Source organism: Azospirillum sp. UFLA03-27, assembly GCF_059803775.1.
Genome location: NZ_JAUQTX010000012.1, coordinates 33,937 through 50,829 on the forward strand (window position 1 = coordinate 33,937; position 16,893 = coordinate 50,829).

The window sequence follows — 16,893 nt, forward strand, 5'->3', positions numbered from 1 at the left end:
CCGTTTCGCGTTTCGACTTTGTGACCTGAACCACGGCGAACAGACGACGATGACCGGCACCCGACCCTTCAAGCGCGCCCTCGATCGCCTGCAGACGGCAGGCTTCCGCCCGACGCGCCAGCGTCTGGGTCTGGCCCGCCTGCTGTTCGAAGGGGAACACCGCCACGTCACCGCCGAGCAGCTCCACACCGAGGCCATGGGGGCGGACCTTCGGGTGTCGCTGGCCACGGTCTACAACACGCTGAACCAGTTCACCGCCGCCGGCCTGCTGCGTGAGGTGGTGGTGGAGGCGGGCAAGTCCTACTTCGACACCAACACCAGCGACCATCACCACTTCTTCCTGGAAGGGACGGGCCGGCTGGAGGACATCCCCGGCGACGACGTGGTGGTGCAGCATCTGCCGCCGGCCCCGCCGGGCACGCGCATCGCCCGGGTGGACGTGATCGTCCGGCTGAGCGCGGAGCAGGGCAAGGACCGCTGAAGGACAGGCGGCCGATGGCCGTCTCCGGAAAAAATCCGTCTCCCGACCGGGCCTTCAGGGAATTTCCGGAACATTGACGCGTTTTGGGAGCAATGGCATAAGCCGTAGCCGAGGCTCGGCCGCCGGAGGCCCCACGCCCGCGCGCGGCCGGGCCGGACAGAACCCCGTCTGGAGAACGCCGCCATGTCGCTGAAGGGCACGAAGACCGAGCAGAACCTCAAGGCGGCCTTCGCGGGTGAGAGCCAAGCCAACCGCCGCTATCTCTATTTCGCCCAGAAGGCCGACGTAGAAGGCCACAACGAGGTCGCCGCCGTCTTCCGCTCCACCGCGGAGGGCGAAACCGGCCACGCCCACGGCCACCTGGAATTCCTGGAGGAGGCCGGCGACCCGATCACCGGCCTGCCCATCGGCGACACGGTGAGCAACCTGAAGGCCGCCATCGCCGGCGAGACCCACGAATACACCGACATGTACCCTGGCATGGCCCGCACCGCCCGCGAGGAAGGCTTCGAGGAGGTCGCGGACTGGTTCGAAACACTGGCCAAGGCCGAGCGGAGCCACGCCGGGCGGTTCCAGAGGATGCTGGACCAGCTGTCGTCATGACGGCACGCCGGACCGCGATCACCCGCGCCGACATTCTTCCCCTGGACCGCTATGCCCTCGAACGCGCCGCCCGCCGCAGCGCGCTGGTCGCCGTGAAGAAGAGGCGCCGCGTAGCGGTCGGTCCCTACGCCCTCGTCCATTTCGAGAATTACGAGACGATGTGGCAGCAGGTCCACGAGATGCTGTTCATCGAGCGGGGCGGCGAGGCACAGATCGACGGCGAGCTGCGCGCCTACAACGGGCTGATTCCCCAGGGGACGGAACTGGTCGCCACGCTGATGTTCGAGATCGCCGATCCGGCGCGCCGCGCCGCCGAACTTGGCCGGCTGGGCGGGGTGGAGCGGACGGTGACGCTGCGCTTTGCCGGCCACACGGTGACCGGCCGGCCGGAGGAGGACGTGGAGCGCACGAACGAGGTCGGCAAGGCGTCCGCCGTCCATTTCCTGCATTTCGACTTCACGCCGGAGCAGATCGCCGCCTTCCGCACCCCCGGGACGGAGGTGATCCTCGGTATCGGCCATCCCCGGTACGGCCACATGGCGGTGATGCCGGAGGCGGTGCGGGCGGAGCTTGCGGAAGATTTCAGGTAGAGGGCGCTGTGCTCCCTTACTCGAACGTCTCGTCCTTGTAGGCGCCCCAGAACTCCCCGCGGCTCATCCAGCCGCGATAGCCTTTCAGGTCCACCTCGCACCACTCGCCTTTGCATTTGCGCAGCCAGCCGATCACTCCAGGCTGGGCGCGGGCCACGACGGCGGCGTCGCCGCGCGGCTCCTTGCGGACGCTGCGGATGTCGCCGGTGATGACGATGCTGCGCTTGCCCGACAGCATGCTCTGATGCACCCAGCCCTCGCTGCCTTCCCAATCGCGGATGCGGCGCCAGGTGTCGAATTCCTGGGTGATCTCCACCGGCATTTCCTTGCGGGTGAACACCCATTCAATGGGGTAGCGCACGTTGGGGCCGGTGCGCGCGTTCACCTCGCCCGAGCGCAGCGACACGAAACGGGGGATCGGCAGACCCGAGGCGTGGGTCGGGTCCTTCTCGCGCCGTCCGCCTTCCGACGCGTCGGCGGTGGATGGCGTGACCGGCGCCAGGGCTGCGACGGCCAGCGCCAGAACGGCGAGAGCGCGGCGGATGGCAGACGTCGTCGGCAACGGCAACACCGGCAGCCCCGTGCTGTGGAGATCGGAAGGATTTGAGTCGGAGGCACTATAATTAGGGGTAGCCGCCAGGAGCAAGCGCAAGGCGCGGGCGGGCGTGCAACGTCGGTTCTTGTCACATGGCGGGGCGGCTCATCAGGCTGGCCGCCGCGCCGAATCGTCACTGCCATCTGGACAGCTTCCCAACCGCTTGATAGGACAAGCGTCGGCCCGGAATGGGGGAGGCACCGTCCAATGACCGAAAAGAAGAAGCCGCTCGTCGTCGTCACCCGCAAATTGCCCGACGTCATCGAGACGCGGATGATGGAGCTGTTCGACGCACGGCTGAATTCCGACGACGAACCCTTGACCCACGCGCAGCTCATCGACGTGGCGCAGACGGCCGACGTGCTGGTTCCCACCGTCACCGACCGGATCGACCGCGAGGTGATCGAGAAGGCCGGGCCGCAGCTCCGCCTCATCGCCTCCTTCGGGACGGGCGTGGACCACATCGACCTGAAGGCGGCGCGGGAGCGCGGCATCAGCGTCACCAACACGCCGGGCGTCCTGACCGAGGATACGGCGGACATGACCATGGCCCTGCTGCTGGCGGTCGGCCGCCGGCTGGCGGAGGGCGAGCGGCTGGTCCGCTCCGGCCAGTGGAAGGGTTGGGGGCCGACGACGATGCTCGGCCACCGCATCCAGGGCAAGCGGCTGGGCATCCTCGGCATGGGCCGCATCGGGCAGGCGCTGGCGCGCCGGGCGCGGGCCTTCGGCATGTCGATCCACTACCACAACCGCCGCCGCGTCTATCCCGACGTCGAGCAGGAGCTCGAGGCGACTTATTGGGACAGCCTGGACCAGATGCTGGCGCGCATGGACGTGGTGTCCATCAACTGCCCGCACACCCCGGCCACCTACCATCTGCTGTCGGAGCGCCGGCTGAAGCTGCTGCGCCCGCACTGCTTCATCGTCAACACCTCGCGCGGCGAGGTCATCGACGAGACGGCGCTGACCCGGATGCTGTCGAAGGGCGAGATCGCCGGCGCCGGCCTGGACGTGTTCGAGCATGAGCCGGCGGTGAACCCGAAGCTGCTGCGGCTCGACAACGTGGTCCTGCTGCCGCACATGGGCTCCGCCACCATCGAGGGCCGCATCGACATGGGCGAGAAGGTCATCATCAACATCAAGACCTTCGCGGACGGCCACGCCCCACCCGACCGCGTCCTGGAAACGCTGCTGTAAGGCTGAGTGCTGGCGAGGGCGTCTAGAGGACGCTCTCAACCCAGGAAGACCGGAGGCTACTCCGCGGCCAGACCGCCGCCCAGCTCGATCCGCACCTCGACCACGCCGGGCTCGTCCAGGTTCTCCTTGCGGATGAAGCCGAGCGCGCGGCACATGCCGAGCATGCTGGTGTTCTCGCGCAGGACCTCGCCGTAGACCTCCTTGATCCCGCGGGAGCGGGCGTAGTCCAGGATCTTGTTCATGAGCTGGTAGCCCAGCCCCTGGCCCTTCATGTCCGACCGCACCATCACGGCGTATTCGGCGCGCAGGTTGTCGGGGTCGGCGGTGATGCGCACCACGCCGTACATGATGGTGTCGCCGGTCTCCGGGTCCGGCCCGACGGCGACCAGACCCATCTCGCGGTCATAGTCCATCTGGGTCAGGCGGGCGGCGGCCTGGTGCGACAACCGCTTCAGCGGCGCGAAGAAGCGCAGCCGCAGATCCTCCTGCGTCTGGTTGGCCACCATGTGGTGCACCAGCGGCTCGTCCTCCGGCAGGATGGGGCGGACGACGAACTGGCGGCCGTCCTTGATGGTGATGCGGTCCTCCAGCCCCTTGGGATAGGGGCGGATGGCCAGACGCTTGGCGCCGGGCAGGGCCGGCACGCCGACCTTGATGCGGGCGTCCAGCGCCAGGACGCCCTCCGCGTCGGCGAGCAGCGGGTTGATGTCCAGCTCGGCGACCTCCGGGAAATCGACGATGAGCTGGGAGATCTTGTTCAGCGTCAGCGCCACCGCCTCCAGATCGACCGCGGCGCGCGAGCGGTAGCCCTGCAACTGGCGCCAGATGCGGGTGCGGCCCATCAGCTCCGTCGCCAGCTTCATGTTCAGCGGCGGCAATGCCAGCGCGTAGTCCTCCACCACCTCCACCCCGATGCCGCCCTCGCCGAACAGCAGGACGGGGCCGAACAGCTCGTTCTCCGTCATGCCGACGATCAGCTCGTAGGCGTCGGCGCGCACCGCCATCTCCTGGACGGTGAAGCCCTCGATGCGGGCGTCGGGCACGGCCTCGCGCACGCGGGCCAGCATGGCCTCGGCCTCGGCCTTGACCTCCGCCGGCTCGGTCAGGTGCAGCGCGACGCCGCCGACGTCCGACTTGTGGGTGATATCCGGCGACAGGATCTTCAGCGCCAGCGGCCCGCCGATCATCTCGGCGCAGTGGGCGGCCTCCTCCGGCGTGTCGGCGCGGCGGGTGTCCACCACCGGGACGCCGTAGGCGGCGAGCACGCGCTTGGCCTCATACTCGCTCAGCCAGTCGCGCTTCTCGGCGATGGCGCGGGAGATGATCTTGCGCACCGTGATGCCGTCGGGCTGGAAGTCCTCCGGCACCGATGGTGGCGTCTCCATCAGCAGCTCCTGGTTCCGGCGGTATTCCACCAGATGCAGGAAGGCGCGCACCGCGTGGCTGGGCGTGTCGTAGGTGGGGACGCGGTTGGCGGCGAACAGCTTGCGCGCCTCCGCCGCGGTGTTGTCGCCCAGCCAGCTCGTCAGCACCGGATGCTTGCGCGTCTTGTTGGCGATCATGGTGTCGACCACGGCCTGCGCGGCGGCCAGCCCGTCGGTCACCGCGGTCGGGCAGTTCAGCACCAGAACGGCGTCGTTGTTGGGGTCGGCCATCAGCGCGTTCAGCGCGTCGGCGTAGCGCTTGGGAGGGGCGTCGCCACCGATGCGCAGCGGGTTGCGGGCGCTGCCGGCGCCCAGCGCCTTCTCCAGCGCGTCCATCGTTTCCGGCGCGAACTGGGCCAGCCGCCCGCCGGACAGGATCAGGCTGTCGGTCGCCATCACGCCCATGCCGCCGCCGTTGGTCAGGATGGCCAGCCGGTCGCCGGTGATCGGCGACCCGGTGCCCAGCGTGCCCACCGCGTCGAACAGCTCGTCCAGGCCGCTGACGCGCAGGATGCCGGCGCGGCGGAAGGCGGCGTCATAGACGGCGTCGGAGACCGCCAGCGCTCCGGTGTGGGAGGTGGAAGCCTCCAGCGCCTCGTCGGTGCGGCCGGACTTGATGACGATCACCGGCTTCTGGCGGGCGGCGGAGCGCGCCGCCGACATGAACTTCCGCGCGTCGCTGATGCTCTCGATGTAGAGCAGGATGGCGCGCACGTTGGCGTCGCCGGCCAGATAGTCCAGCAGGTCGCCGAAATCGACGTCCGCCTTGTCGCCCATCGAGATCAGATGCGAGAAGCCGATCCCCCGCGCCGTCGCCCAGTCGGCGATCGAGGTCACCACCATGGAGGACTGCGCCACCAGGGCGACGTCGCCCTTCTTCGGGGTGACATGGCCGAAGCTGGCGTTGAGCCCGCGGCCCGGCACCATGATGCCCAGGCTGTTGGGACCCAGGACGCGCATCAGGTGGGGCTTCGCCGCCTCGCGCAGGGTCTGGGTCTGCTCCTTGGAAAAGCCGCTGGAGATGACGATGGCCGCCTTGGTTCCGCGCTTGCCCAGCGCGTCGACGGTGGCTGGCACCGTGGCGGCCGGGGTGCAGATCACCGCCAAGTCCGGCGTGACCGGGAGATCGTCCACCGACTTGTAGGTCAGCACCCCCTCGACCGCGCGCTCGCCGGTCACCGGCATGATCGGGCCGTCGAACCCGGCGTTGAACAGGTTGCGGGCCACCACGGCGCCGATGGTGTTCGGCTTTCGGGTCGCCCCGATCAGGGCGATGGAGGCGGGCTTGAACAGGCGGTCGAGGTTGCGAACGGTCATGGCCGGGTTCCGGGGGTTCGTCTCACACAGCAAGGCTCGAACAGCCGCCATTCCGGTAAAGATCGGACCGGGGCCGTCGACTTGCAATCAGCGGTAAAGAGGCAATCGCGGGACGGGAACGCGACCGATCGCCGCTCATGTTGCGGTGCAACATACACATTGGTCATACCTTTGTACAGGCGCCCTTTGTCGCGCCCCCCTCCGAAGCGGATATCCCCGCACCGGATATCCCCGCTGTGCATCGGGGCTTGAGCGGGCGGGCGCGATGCTCCACCCTGTTGACCCTCAACGGAAAAAACAGGGAGCGGGAGCCATGAAGGTCGGGATCGTCGGGGCCGGCGCGGTGGGCGCCACGGCGGGATTCGCCATGGTGATGAGCGGTGCGGCCAGCGAGGTCGTGCTGGTCGACATGAACGAGAAATTGGCTGCGGCCCAGGCGCAGGACATCGCCCACGCCGTGCCCTTCGCCCGCGCCGCCCAGGTGCGCCACGGCGGCTATGCGGCGCTGGCCGGGGCCGGCGTGGTGGTGCTGGCCGCGGGCGTGGCGCAGCGGCCCGGCGAGACGCGCCTGCAGCTGCTGGAGCGCAACGCGGCGGTCTTCGGCGCCATCATTCCGGCCGTCCTGGCGGCGGCGCCCGACGCCATCCTGCTGGTGGCGACCAACCCGCTGGACGTGATGACGCAGATCGCCACCCGCATCTCCGGCCTGCCGCCGTCGCGGGTGATCGGCTCCGGCACGATTCTCGACACCGCGCGGTTCCGCGCGCTGCTGGCCGACCGGCTGGGGGTGACGCCGAAGTCGGTGCACGCCCATGTGGTGGGCGAGCATGGCGATTCGGAAGTCCTGCTGTGGTCCGGCGCCACCGTGGCCTGCCTGCCGGTGGACCGTGGCGCCGAGCGGCTGAAGCGTCCCCTGACCGCCGAGGACCGCGCCGCCATCGACGAGGGCGTGCGCCGCGCCGCCTACCACATCATCGACGGCAAGGGCCACACCGCCTTCGGCATCGGCGGCGGCCTGTCGCGCATCGTGGCGGCCATCGCCGGGGACGAGCGGGCGGTGCTGACCTGCTCCATCCTCAACGACGAGGTTTTGGGCGTGCCGGACGTGGCGCTGTCGCTGCCGCGGGTGATCGGGGCGGGCGGCGTCCTGGAGACGGTGATGCCCGACCTGTCGGAGGAGGAGGCGGCGGCGCTGAAGCGCAGCGCGGAAATCCTAAAGGAGGCGGTGACCTCGGTGGAGAAGTCGCTGCCCTAATGAGGAAAGAGGAGCGGGGCTGGTCCGCGTTGCAGGACCGGCCCCGCGCTGCGGAGCCGGTCCTTGCAACCCGTCCAGTCGAGAGGCGCGTCAGACCACCGGGCCGAGCTGGCCCTTGGTGGCGGCGGCGGCGCGCTCCATGCCTTCCTGGATCTTCTTGGCGGCTTCCTGCTCGTCGCCCCAGCGCAGGATCTTCACCCACTTGTTCTTTTCCAGATCCTTGTAGTGCTGGAAGAAGTGGGCGATCTGCTCGGTGGTGATCTCCGGCAGGTCCTTGTAGGACTTCACGTTGCTGTAGAACGGGTGCAGCTTGTCGACCGGAACGGCCAGCAGCTTCTCGTCCTCGCCGCCCTCGTCCTCCATGAACAGCACGCCGATCGGGCGCGAGCGCAGCACGGCGCCCGGGATGACCGAATGGCGGCCGACCACGCAGACGTCCACCGGGTCGCCGTCACCCGACAGGGTGTGCGGGATGAAGCCGTAGTTGCAGGGGTAGTACATGGCGGTGTGCAGGAAGCGGTCGACGAACATCGCGCCCGACTCCTTGTCGATCTCGTACTTCACCGGCTCGCCGCGCAACGGGATCTCGATGACCACGTTCACGTCCCACGGGGCGTTCTTGCCGACCGGAACCTTGCTGAGATCCATGGAAAACCATCCTTCGACTGCAAAAGCGGGTTGCGCTTGGTTGTGGACGCGGGCCAAAGCTCCCGGCGCCGCGCGCGCGGAGTTTAGGCAGATGCGGGCATAAGTCAAAGCCACTTGCGCAGGTGCGGCAAAGGGACGAGCCTTCGCCATGCCCTGCATCCTCTTTGCGCTGCTCTGTCTCGCCTTTTTTCCCCTTGCGGCGCGGGCCGACCCCCCCGCGAAGGCTGTCCACGCCATCGCCATGCATGGCGACCCCGCCTATCCGCCGGATTTCGCGCATTTCGCCTACGTCGACCCCGACGCGCCGAAGGGCGGCACGCTGCGCCAGGCGGTGACCGGCGGCTTCGACACGCTGAACCCCCATGTGGTCAAGGGCGTGCCCGCCCTGGGGCTTGGTTTCGTCTTCGAAACGATGCTGGCCCGCTCGTGGGACGAGCCCTTCTCGCTCTACGGCCTGCTGGCCGAGAGCCTGGAGGTGCCGGAGGACCGGAGCACCGCCGTCTTCCACCTGAACCCCGCCGCGCGCTGGCACGACGGGACGCCGGTAACCGCCGCCGACGTGCTGTTCTCGCTGGAGGTCCAGCGCGCCCATGGCACGCCGAACCGCCGCCAGTTCTACGCCAAGGTGGCGAGCGCCGAGGCGCCGGACGAGCGCACCGTCCGCTTCGTCTTCGCCCCCGGCCCGGACGGGCGTTTCGACCGTGAGATGCCGCTGCTGATGGGGCTGATGCCGATCCACGCCAAGGCGTGGTGGGCGGGGCGGGACTTCGCCGCCACGACGCTCGACCCGCCGCTGGGCAGCGGCCCTTACCGGATCAAACAGGCGGAGGCCGGACGGCGCATCGTTTACGAGCGGGTGGCCGACCACTGGGGGCGGGACCTGCCGTCGCGGCGCGGGCTGTTCAACGCCGACACGCTGGATTTCACCTACTACCGCGACGACTCGGTGGCGCTGGAGGCCTTCCTGGCCGGGCAGGGCGACGTGCGGCGCGAATCCGATCCCGCCAAATGGGCCACCGGCTACGACGGTCCGGCGTTCCGCGACGGGCGGATCGTGCTGGAGGAATTGCCGCACCGCCGCCCGGAGTTCGCCCGCGGCCTGATCTTCAACACCCGCCGCCCGCCGTTCCAGGACATCCGGGTGCGGCGGGCGCTCGGTCTCGCCACCGATTTCGCCTGGATCGGCAAGACGCTGTTCCACGGCGCGCTGGTCCGCACGGCGAGCTATTACCCGAACTCCGAGCTGGCGGCAGAGGGGTTGCCGGGGCTGGAGGAATTGTCAGTGCTGGAGCCCTTCCGCGACCGCCTGCCGCCGGAGCTGTTCACCACGCCCTTCACCCTGCCGCGCACCGACGGCAGCGGCCCGGCGGGGGCGCGGGATAACCTGCGCGAGGCGCTGCGCCTGCTGGCCGAGGCCGGCTGGCGGGTGAGTGGTGGGCGGCTGATCGACGGGGCGGGGCGTCCCTTCGCCTTCGAAATCCTGCTGGGCAGCCCGGCGGACGAGCGGGTGGCGCTGGAATACGCCCGCTCGCTGGAGCGGCTGGGGATCGCCGCCACAGTGCGCACGGTGGACAACGCGCAGTATCAGGCGCGGCTGGATCATTTCGATTTCGACATGACCCTGCGCTGGTGGGTTTCCAGCCTCTCGCCGGGCAACGAGCAGCTTTATTATTACGGGTCCGAGGCGGCGGACCAGCCGGGCAGCCGCAACTATCCCGGCATCCGCGACCCGGTGGTGGACGCCGTCGCCGCCTCCATCGCCGAGGCGCGGACGCGCGCCGATCTCGTGGCCCGCGTCCGCGCGCTCGACCGGGTGCTGCTGTGGGGCCATTACATGGTGCCGCTGTTCCACAGCCCGGCCGACCGCATGGCCCGCTGGTCGCGGTTGAAGCACCCGGAGGCGACGCCCCTCTACGGCCCGCTGGTCGAATCCTGGTGGATCGAGGAGGGCGGCTGAGCCTCCGCATGTCCACCATGATTCTGCCCGCCATGGACCCGGTAGGCGTGCAGGATCACATCGACCACGGCGTCCAGGTCGGTGAAGCGGTCGGTGTTGACGATCAGGTCGTACTGCAGCGGATCGCCGTTGGAGATCTTGAAGAACTCCTTGAAATACTTGGCGCGGGCGGCGTTGACCCGCTGCACCTCGTGCAGCGCGTCGGCGACCTTGGCGGGATCGCCGCCGGCCAGCCGTGCGGCGCAGACCTCGTCCGATCCGACGATGCGGACGCGGAAGCGCGGTGCCCCGCGCAGCAGCAGATGCGCCCCGCGCCCAACGATCACCCCGCCGCGGAAGGCGATGCCGTTGACCACGCGGGTCAGCAGCCGCTGGTACTCGGTCAGCGGGTCGTGCAGCCCCATCAGGCTGGCGTAGAGGAACATTCCCGTCCGCCCCGGCAGCTTCTCGTCGAGCTGGCGCATCAGCGCGGGGTCGGAGGTGGCCGTCGCCACCACGGCGTCGAGGATTTCCTTGTCGAAGCAGGGCACCCCCAGCGACTTGGCGAGCTTCGCCGCGATCGCCTCGCCGCCGGTCCCATGCTCGCGGGCGATGGTGACGACGGGGGGCGCGGACTCCAGCGGGCCGGAGCGGGGCCGGTGCGGCTGGAACTGGTCGGTTCGGATGTAGGTCAGAAGCGCCTGGAATTCGTCGCGGGCCATGGCTTCCCTCCGCGAACGGTTGCGACGACTCCAGTGTCCGGCCGGGCGGCGGCGGGGTCAACGACGCCCAAGGGGGAGAGGCACGTCGCCGCACCCCTTCCGCGCGCCGCCGAAAAGGACCCTACAGCACCCGGACCGCGATCACCGTCAGCAGGATGACGATGATCCACAGGGCGACGCGCTCGCTGATCCGGCGTTCCACCCAGCGGTCGAGCATGTGCTTGATCGAATGGGGGTGCAGGCGCAGGCCGCCGTCGGCCAACTCGGCGGCGGCGCGTTCGGCCTGGTTCACCAGACGGGGCAGGCGGCGCACCGTCGACACCACGGCCTCCAGATCGTCGAGGATCTGGGCTTCCGGCCCGCGGTTCTCGCGCATCCAGTCCTCGATCAGCGGGCGCGCCAGCTCCCACATGTTGATGTCGGGGTTCAGGAAACGGCCCACCCCCTCCGCCGTCAGCATGCTCTTCTGGAGCAGGAGGAGCTGCGGCTGGGTCTCCATCTCGAACTGCTCGGTCACCGCGAAGAGCTGGGCGAGCAGCCGGCCGACGGAAATCTCGCTCAGCGGCTTGTTCTGCAACGGCTCGCCGATGGCGCGGCAGGCCTGGGTGAAGACCTCGATCGACTGGTGGCGGGGGACGTAACCCGCCTCGAAATGCACCACCGCGACGCGGCGGTAGTCGCCGGTCAGGAAGCCGATCAGCATGTCGGCGAGGTAGGTCCGCGTCGCCCGGTCCAGCCGGCCCATGATGCCGAAATCGACGGCGGTGATGTTGCCGTCCTGGGTGACGAACAGGTTGCCGGGATGCAGGTCGGCGTGGAAGAAGCCGTCGCGGAACACCTGGTTGAAGAAGCTGGCCGAGGCCTTCGCCAGGATCTCGTCGCGGTCGAAGCCGGCGGCGTCGAGCCTCTCCGACTCGTCCACCTTGAAGCCGCGGATGCGCTCCAGCGTCAGGACGCGGCGCGCCGTGCGGTCCCAGTCGATGGCCGGCACGTTGAAGGTGGGGTCGTCCTTGAAGTTGTCGCCCAGCTCCGACGCCGCCGCGGCTTCCATCCGCAGCTCCATCTCCAGGCGGGAGGTGCGGGCGAAGGTATCCACCACCTCGCGCGGGCGCAGCCGCTTCAGCTTGGGCATGACCAGGACGGCCAGCTCGGCCAGCCAGTAGAACAGGTCGATGTCCCGCTCGAAGGCGTTCTCGATGCCCGGCCGCAGAACCTTCACCGCGACCTCCCGCCCCTCGGCGGTGACGGCGAAATGCACCTGCGCGATGGAGGCGGCGGCGACCGGCACCTCGTCGAAGCTGCGGAACAGCGTCCCGATGGGGGCGCCCAGCTCCTCCTCGACGATGGCGCGGGCCTGGGCGCCGGGGAAGGGCGGCAGCTTGTCCTGAAGCTCGGCCAGATCCAGCGCCATCCGCTCGCCGACGAGGTCGGAGCGGGTGGACAGAAGCTGCCCCAGCTTGATGTAGGTCGGCCCCAGATCGGCCAGCGCGCGGGCCAGCCGCTGGCCGACGCGGCCCGGCTCCTTGGCGTTGCCGACCCAGCGCCAGAACAGCGCGAAGCCGGGGGCGGTCTGCGGCAGCGTTTCCGGCAGCGCGTTGTAGCGCGCCAGCGTGCGGCCGATCACGAAGAGGCGGCCGATGTTTCGGGCGGTCCGGAACAGCATCCGGTCAGATCCGCCAGCCGGAATGGATGGCGGCGATGCCGCCCGTCAGGTTGCGCACGCGCACCGCGCCGAAGCCCGCGGCCTCGATGCGCTTGACCATGGCCTGCTGCTCGGGGAAGCGGCGGATGCTCTCCGCCAGATAGCGGTAGCTGTCCTCGTCCCCGGCCACCATGCGGCCGAGCCGCGGCAGGACCTGGAAGGAATAGACGTCGTAGATCTCGCGCAGGACCGGAAGGACCACGTGGCTGAACTCCAGGCAGAAGAACTTTCCGCCGGGCTTCAACACGCGGCGCGCTTCGGAAAGCGCGGCGTCGATGCGCGTGACGTTGCGCAGGCCGAACGCAATGGTGTAGGCGTCCACCGAACGGGAGGCGATGGGCAGCCTTTCGGCGTCGCCGACCGTCCAGTTCACGCCGGTCAGCAGGTTGCGGTCGTAGGAGCGGTCGCGCCCGACGCGGACCATCGACTCGGTGATGTCGCAGACCACGGCCCGCCCGCCGCCGCGCTCCAGGAAGCGGAAGGCGATGTCGCCGGTGCCGCCCGCCACGTCCAGCAGCGTCATGTCGGCGCGCGGCGCCACCATCTCCATCAGCGTGTCCTTCCACAGCCGGTGGATGCCGCCCGACATCAGGTCGTTCATCAGGTCGTAGCGCCCGGCCACGCTGTCGAAGACGGCGCGGACGAGGCCGGACTTGGCGTCGGGATCGACGGGGCGGTAGCCGAACCAGTTCCCTTCGGCCCCGGCGGACACGCCGGTGGCCTGGGCCGGAGCTGCGGGCGGGGACGGGGCGGAGGGGGTGCGCGGATCGGTCATGGCGCGCAACATAGCGCGCGACCTGGGCTTGCGCCAGCCGGGGCGTTGCCGTGACGCACCCCCGGCGCGCGGTTTTTGCGGGCTTGACCCCGCGCCCCGCCTTCGCCACCGTGCCCCCCGGGCGGAACAGGGGGGACCATGGCCACGCTGCAGGAAGCCCTGCTGATCGCCTTCGACCTCCAGCGGGAGGGACGCTTCGCCGAGGCCGACTCGGTCTACGGGCAGATCCTCGACGCCGTTCCCGGCCACCCGCCGGCCCTGCATCTGCGCGGCCTTCTCCTCGCCCAATGCGGGCGGCTGGAGGAGGGTTGCGCGCTGGTCGGGCAGGCCATCGCCGGGGATGGAGGCCAGCCCGACCTGCACGCCAACCACGCCAGCCTGCTGGAAGCGCTGGGCCGCTTCGGCGCGGCGGCGGAGGCGCTGGCCCGCGCCGCCGCCCTCGATCCGGAGCGTGTGGCGCTTCTCAACAATTTCGCGGTGCGCCGGCTGGCCGCCGACGATCCGGCCGCGGCGGAACAGGCCTTGCGCGTGGCGGTGGACCTTCGGCCGGGGCTGGCCGATCCGCGCATCAACCGCGCCCAGGCGTTGGATGCGCTGGGACGGACGGACGAGGCGCTGGCCCAGAGGCGGATCGCCGCGCTGCTGGCGCCGGACGACGCCGGCTTGCTGGGGGCGCTGGCCCTGCGGCCCGATGCGGGCGAAGGGGATCTGCGCCGCGCCCTGCGGCTCGACCCGGAGCGGGCGGCGCTGTGGAACCGGTTGGGCGCGTGGCGGAAGGACCGCGGCGCGCTGTCCTCCGCCCGCAGCGCCTATGAGCGCGGTCTAGCGCTGGCCCCCGCCGACGCCGCGCTGTGGAACAACCGGGCCAACGTGCGGAAGGGGCAGGGCGATCCGGGCGGCGCGCGGGACGCTCTGCGGCGGGCGGCGGCGCTCCAGCCGGAGTCGGCGGCCATCCGCAACAATCTCGCCGATGCCCACGCGCTCTGCGGCGACCCGGCGGCGGCGCTGGCCGAGGCGGAGGCGGCGCTCGCCCGCGACCCCGCCCTGGCCGACGCGCGGCTGGTGCGGGCCGCGGCGCTGCTGGCGCTCGGGCGCTTCGCCGAGGGCTGGAATGCCTGGGAGGACCGCTGGTCCGCCGAACCCTGGTGCCGCACCGCCGGGCGCTTCCCGCAGCCGCTGTGGACGGGCCAGCCGCTCCGCGACGGACGGCTGCTCGTCTGGGGGGAGCAGGGGATCGGCGACGAGCTGATGTTCGCCACGCTGCTCCCGTTGTTGGCGCAATCGTCAACAGATAAGACGCAATCATCAACAGGCGCTTTGGCGAGCTGCCTGTTGGAATGCGACGCCCGGCTGGTGCCGCTGTTCGCCCGCGCTCTGCCGGGGGTGGAGGTGGTGCCGCGCGGCCCGCGGCCGGACCCGCGCTTGTCCGCCCCAGACATCGCCGCGCAGATCCCCTCGGGCAGCCTGCCGCGTCTGCTGCTGCGCGGCGAGGAGGATTTCCGCCGGCTTCGCCCGATCCTGTCCGCCGATCCGGCGCGGACACCGGCGGTTCGGCGGGGTGGTGGGCGGCCCCTGGTCGGCATCGCCTGGCACACCACCAACCCGAAATGGGGACGCCTGCGCAACGTGCCGCCGGCCGATCTGGTGCGCGCTCTGCACGCCGCGGGTGCCGACATGGTGGTGCTGCAGTACGGCGACTGCGCGGAGGAAGTGGCCGCGTTGGCGGCGGAGGGCATCGCCCTCACGCTGCCGCCCGGGCTGGACCGCAAGGACGACTTGGACGGGCTGGCCGCGCAGATCGCCGCCACCGATCTCGTCGTCACCATCGACAACGCCACCGCCCATCTGGCCGGCGCGCTGGGGCATCCGGTCTGGGTGCTGCTGTCCCATGCGGCGGACTGGCGCTGGCTGGTCGGCCGGGACGACTCACCCTGGTACCCCTCGGCCCGCCTGTTCCGTCAGCCGGCGGCGGGGGACTGGCGGACGCCGCTGGAGGCCGTGACCGACCGGCTGCGAGCGCTTTTCCGGTAGCTCTGCTACCCTTCGCGTCCTCCCACCCCTTCACTTCCTCCCACGGCCCGGCACGGAAACATGGCGACAATCGCGGAAGCCCTGGCCATCGCCTTCGACCACCACGAGTCCGGCCGTCTGGCCGAGGCCGAAATCCTCTACGGCCGCATCCTCGACGCCGATCCCCATCAGGCGAACGCTCTGCATCTGCTGGGCATGCTCTACGGCCAGACGGACCGGCCGAAACTGGCCGCGGCGCTGTTCGTCGGGGCGATCGGGCTGGTTCCCGACAATCCGGGCCTGCGCTACGACCTTGCCCGCGTCCGGCTGATCCTGGAGGACGGGGAGGGGGCGGTAACCGCCCTGCGGCGGACGCTGGCGCTCCAGCCCGACCACGCGGCAGCGCTGTTCCAGCTCGCCCTGGCCTGCCGCGGCGTCGGGCGGCACGACGAGTCGCTGCTGGTGCTGGAACGGCTCCTGGCGCTCCAGCCCGACAGCCTGGAGGCTCGCTACCTCGCCGACCGGGCGGTGGAGCGGGAAGGGCGGGAGCTTCTTGATGGAGGGGAAGTCGGGCAGGCGGTGGCGCGGCTCACCCGCCCGGTGGCGGAGGCGGTGGGAGTGCCGCTCCTCTCCGCCCACGCCGCCGCGCTTTACCGCGATGGCCGGGTGGAGGAGGCCGCCCGGCTGTTCCGCGGGCTGCTGGCCGCTCGTCCGGCGGAGGCCCTGGCGCTGTGGAACCTGTCGCTGTGCCGGCTCGACGGGCTCGACGCGGCGGCGGCCGAGCGGCTGGCCCGCCGGGCGCGCGCCCTGGCCCCGCAGGAGGCGGAGGGCCACGCCAAGCTCGGGCTGGCGCTGGCCGCCCAGGGGCGGCGGGAGGAGGCGATGACCGCCGGGCGCGCGGCGCTGGTCTGCGATCCGGCGCACGCTCCGTCCCTGTCCAACCTCGGCGCGCTGACCATCCAGATCGGGGAGGATGCGCAGGCCCTGCGGCTGGCCGAGCGGGCGTTGCGGCTGGCCCCGGAACTGGGCGAGGCCCAGGTCGTCCGTGGCGATGCACTCGTCCATCTCGGCCGCCCGCGGGACGCGGAGGAGGCCTTCCGCGGCGCCCTGCGGGTGGCGCCGCAACTGACCGTCGCCCATTGGAATCTGGCCCATCTGCTGCTGCGGCTGGGCGATTACGCCGCCGGCTGGGCGGAGTACGAGTGGCGCTGGCGGAGCCAGGCCCTGGCCGGGCAGCGCCGCCCCTTCCGTCAGCCGCTCTGGGACGGCACCGATCTGGCGGGGCGGACCATCCTGGTCCATGCGGAGCAAGGGCTGGGCGACACCATCCAGTTCATCCGCTTCCTGGATCATGTGCTGCAGGCCGCCCCGGCGCATGTCCATCTGGAGGCGCACGGCCCTCTCCTGCCGCTGCTGGAGCGCAACACCGATCCGGCGCGGGTGACGGTGATCCCGCGGGCTCCCGACTTTCCGGGCGTAAGCGGCTTGCCCGACACCGACGTCCAGATTCCGCTGATGAGCCTCGCCGGCCTGTTCTGCCCGAGCCTGGAGGCGATCCCCGCCCGCGTGCCCTATCTGCGTCCCGATCCGCGGCGCGTCGCCGCCTGGAGCGAGCGGCTGGTGGAGGGGCCGGGGCCT

The 16,893-nt window shown here is 70.5% G+C and carries 14 protein-coding genes; 8 read left to right on the forward strand and 6 right to left on the reverse strand.

Annotated features, from left to right (window positions below; all coding sequences use genetic code 11):
* The first annotated feature begins 49 nt into the window (after positions 1-49).
* From irrA to Q4I23_RS03465, 3 genes are all read left to right on the forward strand, one after another.
* Positions 50-481: an iron response transcriptional regulator IrrA gene (irrA, locus tag Q4I23_RS03455; protein WP_498525318.1), complete on the forward strand. Its 432-nt coding sequence runs from the start codon at positions 50-52 to the stop codon at positions 479-481.
* Between the two features lie 183 nt (positions 482-664).
* A complete protein-coding gene (locus Q4I23_RS03460) occupies positions 665-1,084 on the forward strand; it encodes a rubrerythrin family protein (protein WP_014238831.1) in 420 nt (139 codons plus the stop codon).
* On the forward strand, positions 1,081-1,674 hold the full coding sequence (locus Q4I23_RS03465) for a DUF3501 family protein (protein WP_498525319.1): 594 nt from the start codon (positions 1,081-1,083) through the stop codon (positions 1,672-1,674). The genes Q4I23_RS03460 and Q4I23_RS03465 overlap by 4 nt, the downstream gene beginning before the upstream one ends.
* Before the next feature lie 16 nt (positions 1,675-1,690).
* On the opposite strand, the gene Q4I23_RS03470 is transcribed toward Q4I23_RS03465, so the two are convergent.
* Positions 1,691-2,245 carry an SH3 domain-containing protein gene (locus tag Q4I23_RS03470; protein ID WP_454020214.1) on the reverse strand — a complete coding sequence of 185 codons (555 nt, stop codon included), beginning with the start codon at positions 2,243-2,245 and terminating at the stop codon, positions 1,691-1,693.
* A 231-nt stretch (positions 2,246-2,476) separates the two neighbouring features.
* Here Q4I23_RS03470 and Q4I23_RS03475 point away from each other — a divergent pair, with 231 nt between their 5' ends.
* Positions 2,477-3,466: a 2-hydroxyacid dehydrogenase gene (locus Q4I23_RS03475; protein WP_237904630.1), complete on the forward strand. Its 990-nt coding sequence runs from the start codon at positions 2,477-2,479 to the stop codon at positions 3,464-3,466.
* 56 nt (positions 3,467-3,522) lie between these two features.
* Here the strand turns inward: Q4I23_RS03475 and Q4I23_RS03480 are convergent, their stop codons facing one another.
* Entirely contained in the window at positions 3,523-6,207 is a 2,685-nt protein-coding gene (locus Q4I23_RS03480; RefSeq protein ID WP_454020213.1) for a bifunctional acetate--CoA ligase family protein/GNAT family N-acetyltransferase, read from the reverse strand.
* Between the two features lie 313 nt (positions 6,208-6,520).
* Between Q4I23_RS03480 and Q4I23_RS03485 the strand changes: the two genes are divergently transcribed.
* On the forward strand, positions 6,521-7,462 hold the full coding sequence (locus Q4I23_RS03485) for an L-lactate dehydrogenase (protein WP_014238825.1): 942 nt from the start codon (positions 6,521-6,523) through the stop codon (positions 7,460-7,462).
* Positions 7,463-7,552: 90 nt separating this feature from the next.
* Here Q4I23_RS03485 and ppa read toward each other — a convergent pair whose 3' ends face one another.
* The gene (ppa, locus tag Q4I23_RS03490; RefSeq protein WP_149164613.1) at positions 7,553-8,110 is read right to left on the reverse strand and encodes an inorganic diphosphatase; all 558 of its coding nucleotides are present in this window, start codon (positions 8,108-8,110) and stop codon (positions 7,553-7,555) included.
* A gap of 148 nt (positions 8,111-8,258) precedes the next feature.
* On the opposite strand from ppa, the gene Q4I23_RS03495 reads away from it, so the two are divergent.
* A complete protein-coding gene (locus Q4I23_RS03495) occupies positions 8,259-10,067 on the forward strand; it encodes an extracellular solute-binding protein (protein WP_498525320.1) in 1,809 nt (602 codons plus the stop codon).
* Here the strand turns inward: Q4I23_RS03495 and Q4I23_RS03500 are convergent.
* The 3 genes from Q4I23_RS03500 to Q4I23_RS03510 form a co-directional block, all read right to left on the reverse strand.
* Complete coding sequence (locus Q4I23_RS03500; RefSeq protein WP_498525321.1) at positions 10,022-10,768, reverse strand: cytidylate kinase-like family protein; 747 nt, start codon at positions 10,766-10,768, stop codon at positions 10,022-10,024. The genes Q4I23_RS03495 and Q4I23_RS03500 overlap by 46 nt on opposite strands.
* A gap of 121 nt (positions 10,769-10,889) precedes the next feature.
* The gene (gene ubiB / locus Q4I23_RS03505; protein ID WP_454020209.1) at positions 10,890-12,431 is read right to left on the reverse strand and encodes a 2-polyprenylphenol 6-hydroxylase; all 1,542 of its coding nucleotides are present in this window, start codon (positions 12,429-12,431) and stop codon (positions 10,890-10,892) included.
* A 4-nt stretch (positions 12,432-12,435) separates the two neighbouring features.
* On the reverse strand, positions 12,436-13,245 hold the full coding sequence (locus Q4I23_RS03510; RefSeq protein WP_498525322.1) for a class I SAM-dependent methyltransferase: 810 nt from the start codon (positions 13,243-13,245) through the stop codon (positions 12,436-12,438).
* Positions 13,246-13,383: 138 nt separating this feature from the next.
* On the opposite strand from Q4I23_RS03510, the gene Q4I23_RS03515 reads away from it, so the two are divergent.
* Positions 13,384-15,276, forward strand: a complete 1,893-nt coding sequence (locus Q4I23_RS03515) for a tetratricopeptide repeat protein (protein WP_498525323.1) — start codon at positions 13,384-13,386, stop codon at positions 15,274-15,276.
* A gap of 60 nt (positions 15,277-15,336) precedes the next feature.
* A partial coding sequence (locus Q4I23_RS03520) for a tetratricopeptide repeat protein (protein ID WP_498525324.1) occupies positions 15,337-16,893 on the forward strand: 1,557 nt, incomplete at its 3' end.

What these genes read in the sequence shown, in the direction of transcription:
- irrA (WP_498525318.1), top strand. Translation starts at nt 50, where the DNA reads ATGACCGGCACCCGACCCTTCAAGCGCGCCCTCGATCGCCTGCAGACG.
- Q4I23_RS03460 (WP_014238831.1), top strand. Translation starts at nt 665, where the DNA reads ATGTCGCTGAAGGGCACGAAGACCGAGCAGAACCTCAAGGCGGCCTTC.
- Q4I23_RS03465 (WP_498525319.1), top strand. Translation starts at nt 1,081, where the DNA reads ATGACGGCACGCCGGACCGCGATCACCCGCGCCGACATTCTTCCCCTG.
- Q4I23_RS03475 (WP_237904630.1), top strand. Translation starts at nt 2,477, where the DNA reads ATGACCGAAAAGAAGAAGCCGCTCGTCGTCGTCACCCGCAAATTGCCC.
- Q4I23_RS03480 (WP_454020213.1), bottom strand. Translation starts at nt 6,207, where the DNA reads ATGACCGTTCGCAACCTCGACCGCCTGTTCAAGCCCGCCTCCATCGCC.
- Q4I23_RS03485 (WP_014238825.1), top strand. Translation starts at nt 6,521, where the DNA reads ATGAAGGTCGGGATCGTCGGGGCCGGCGCGGTGGGCGCCACGGCGGGA.
- ppa (WP_149164613.1), bottom strand. Translation starts at nt 8,110, where the DNA reads ATGGATCTCAGCAAGGTTCCGGTCGGCAAGAACGCCCCGTGGGACGTG.
- Q4I23_RS03495 (WP_498525320.1), top strand. Translation starts at nt 8,259, where the DNA reads ATGCCCTGCATCCTCTTTGCGCTGCTCTGTCTCGCCTTTTTTCCCCTT.
- Q4I23_RS03500 (WP_498525321.1), bottom strand. Translation starts at nt 10,768, where the DNA reads ATGGCCCGCGACGAATTCCAGGCGCTTCTGACCTACATCCGAACCGAC.
- ubiB (WP_454020209.1), bottom strand. Translation starts at nt 12,431, where the DNA reads ATGCTGTTCCGGACCGCCCGAAACATCGGCCGCCTCTTCGTGATCGGC.
- Q4I23_RS03510 (WP_498525322.1), bottom strand. Translation starts at nt 13,245, where the DNA reads ATGACCGATCCGCGCACCCCCTCCGCCCCGTCCCCGCCCGCAGCTCCG.
- Q4I23_RS03515 (WP_498525323.1), top strand. Translation starts at nt 13,384, where the DNA reads ATGGCCACGCTGCAGGAAGCCCTGCTGATCGCCTTCGACCTCCAGCGG.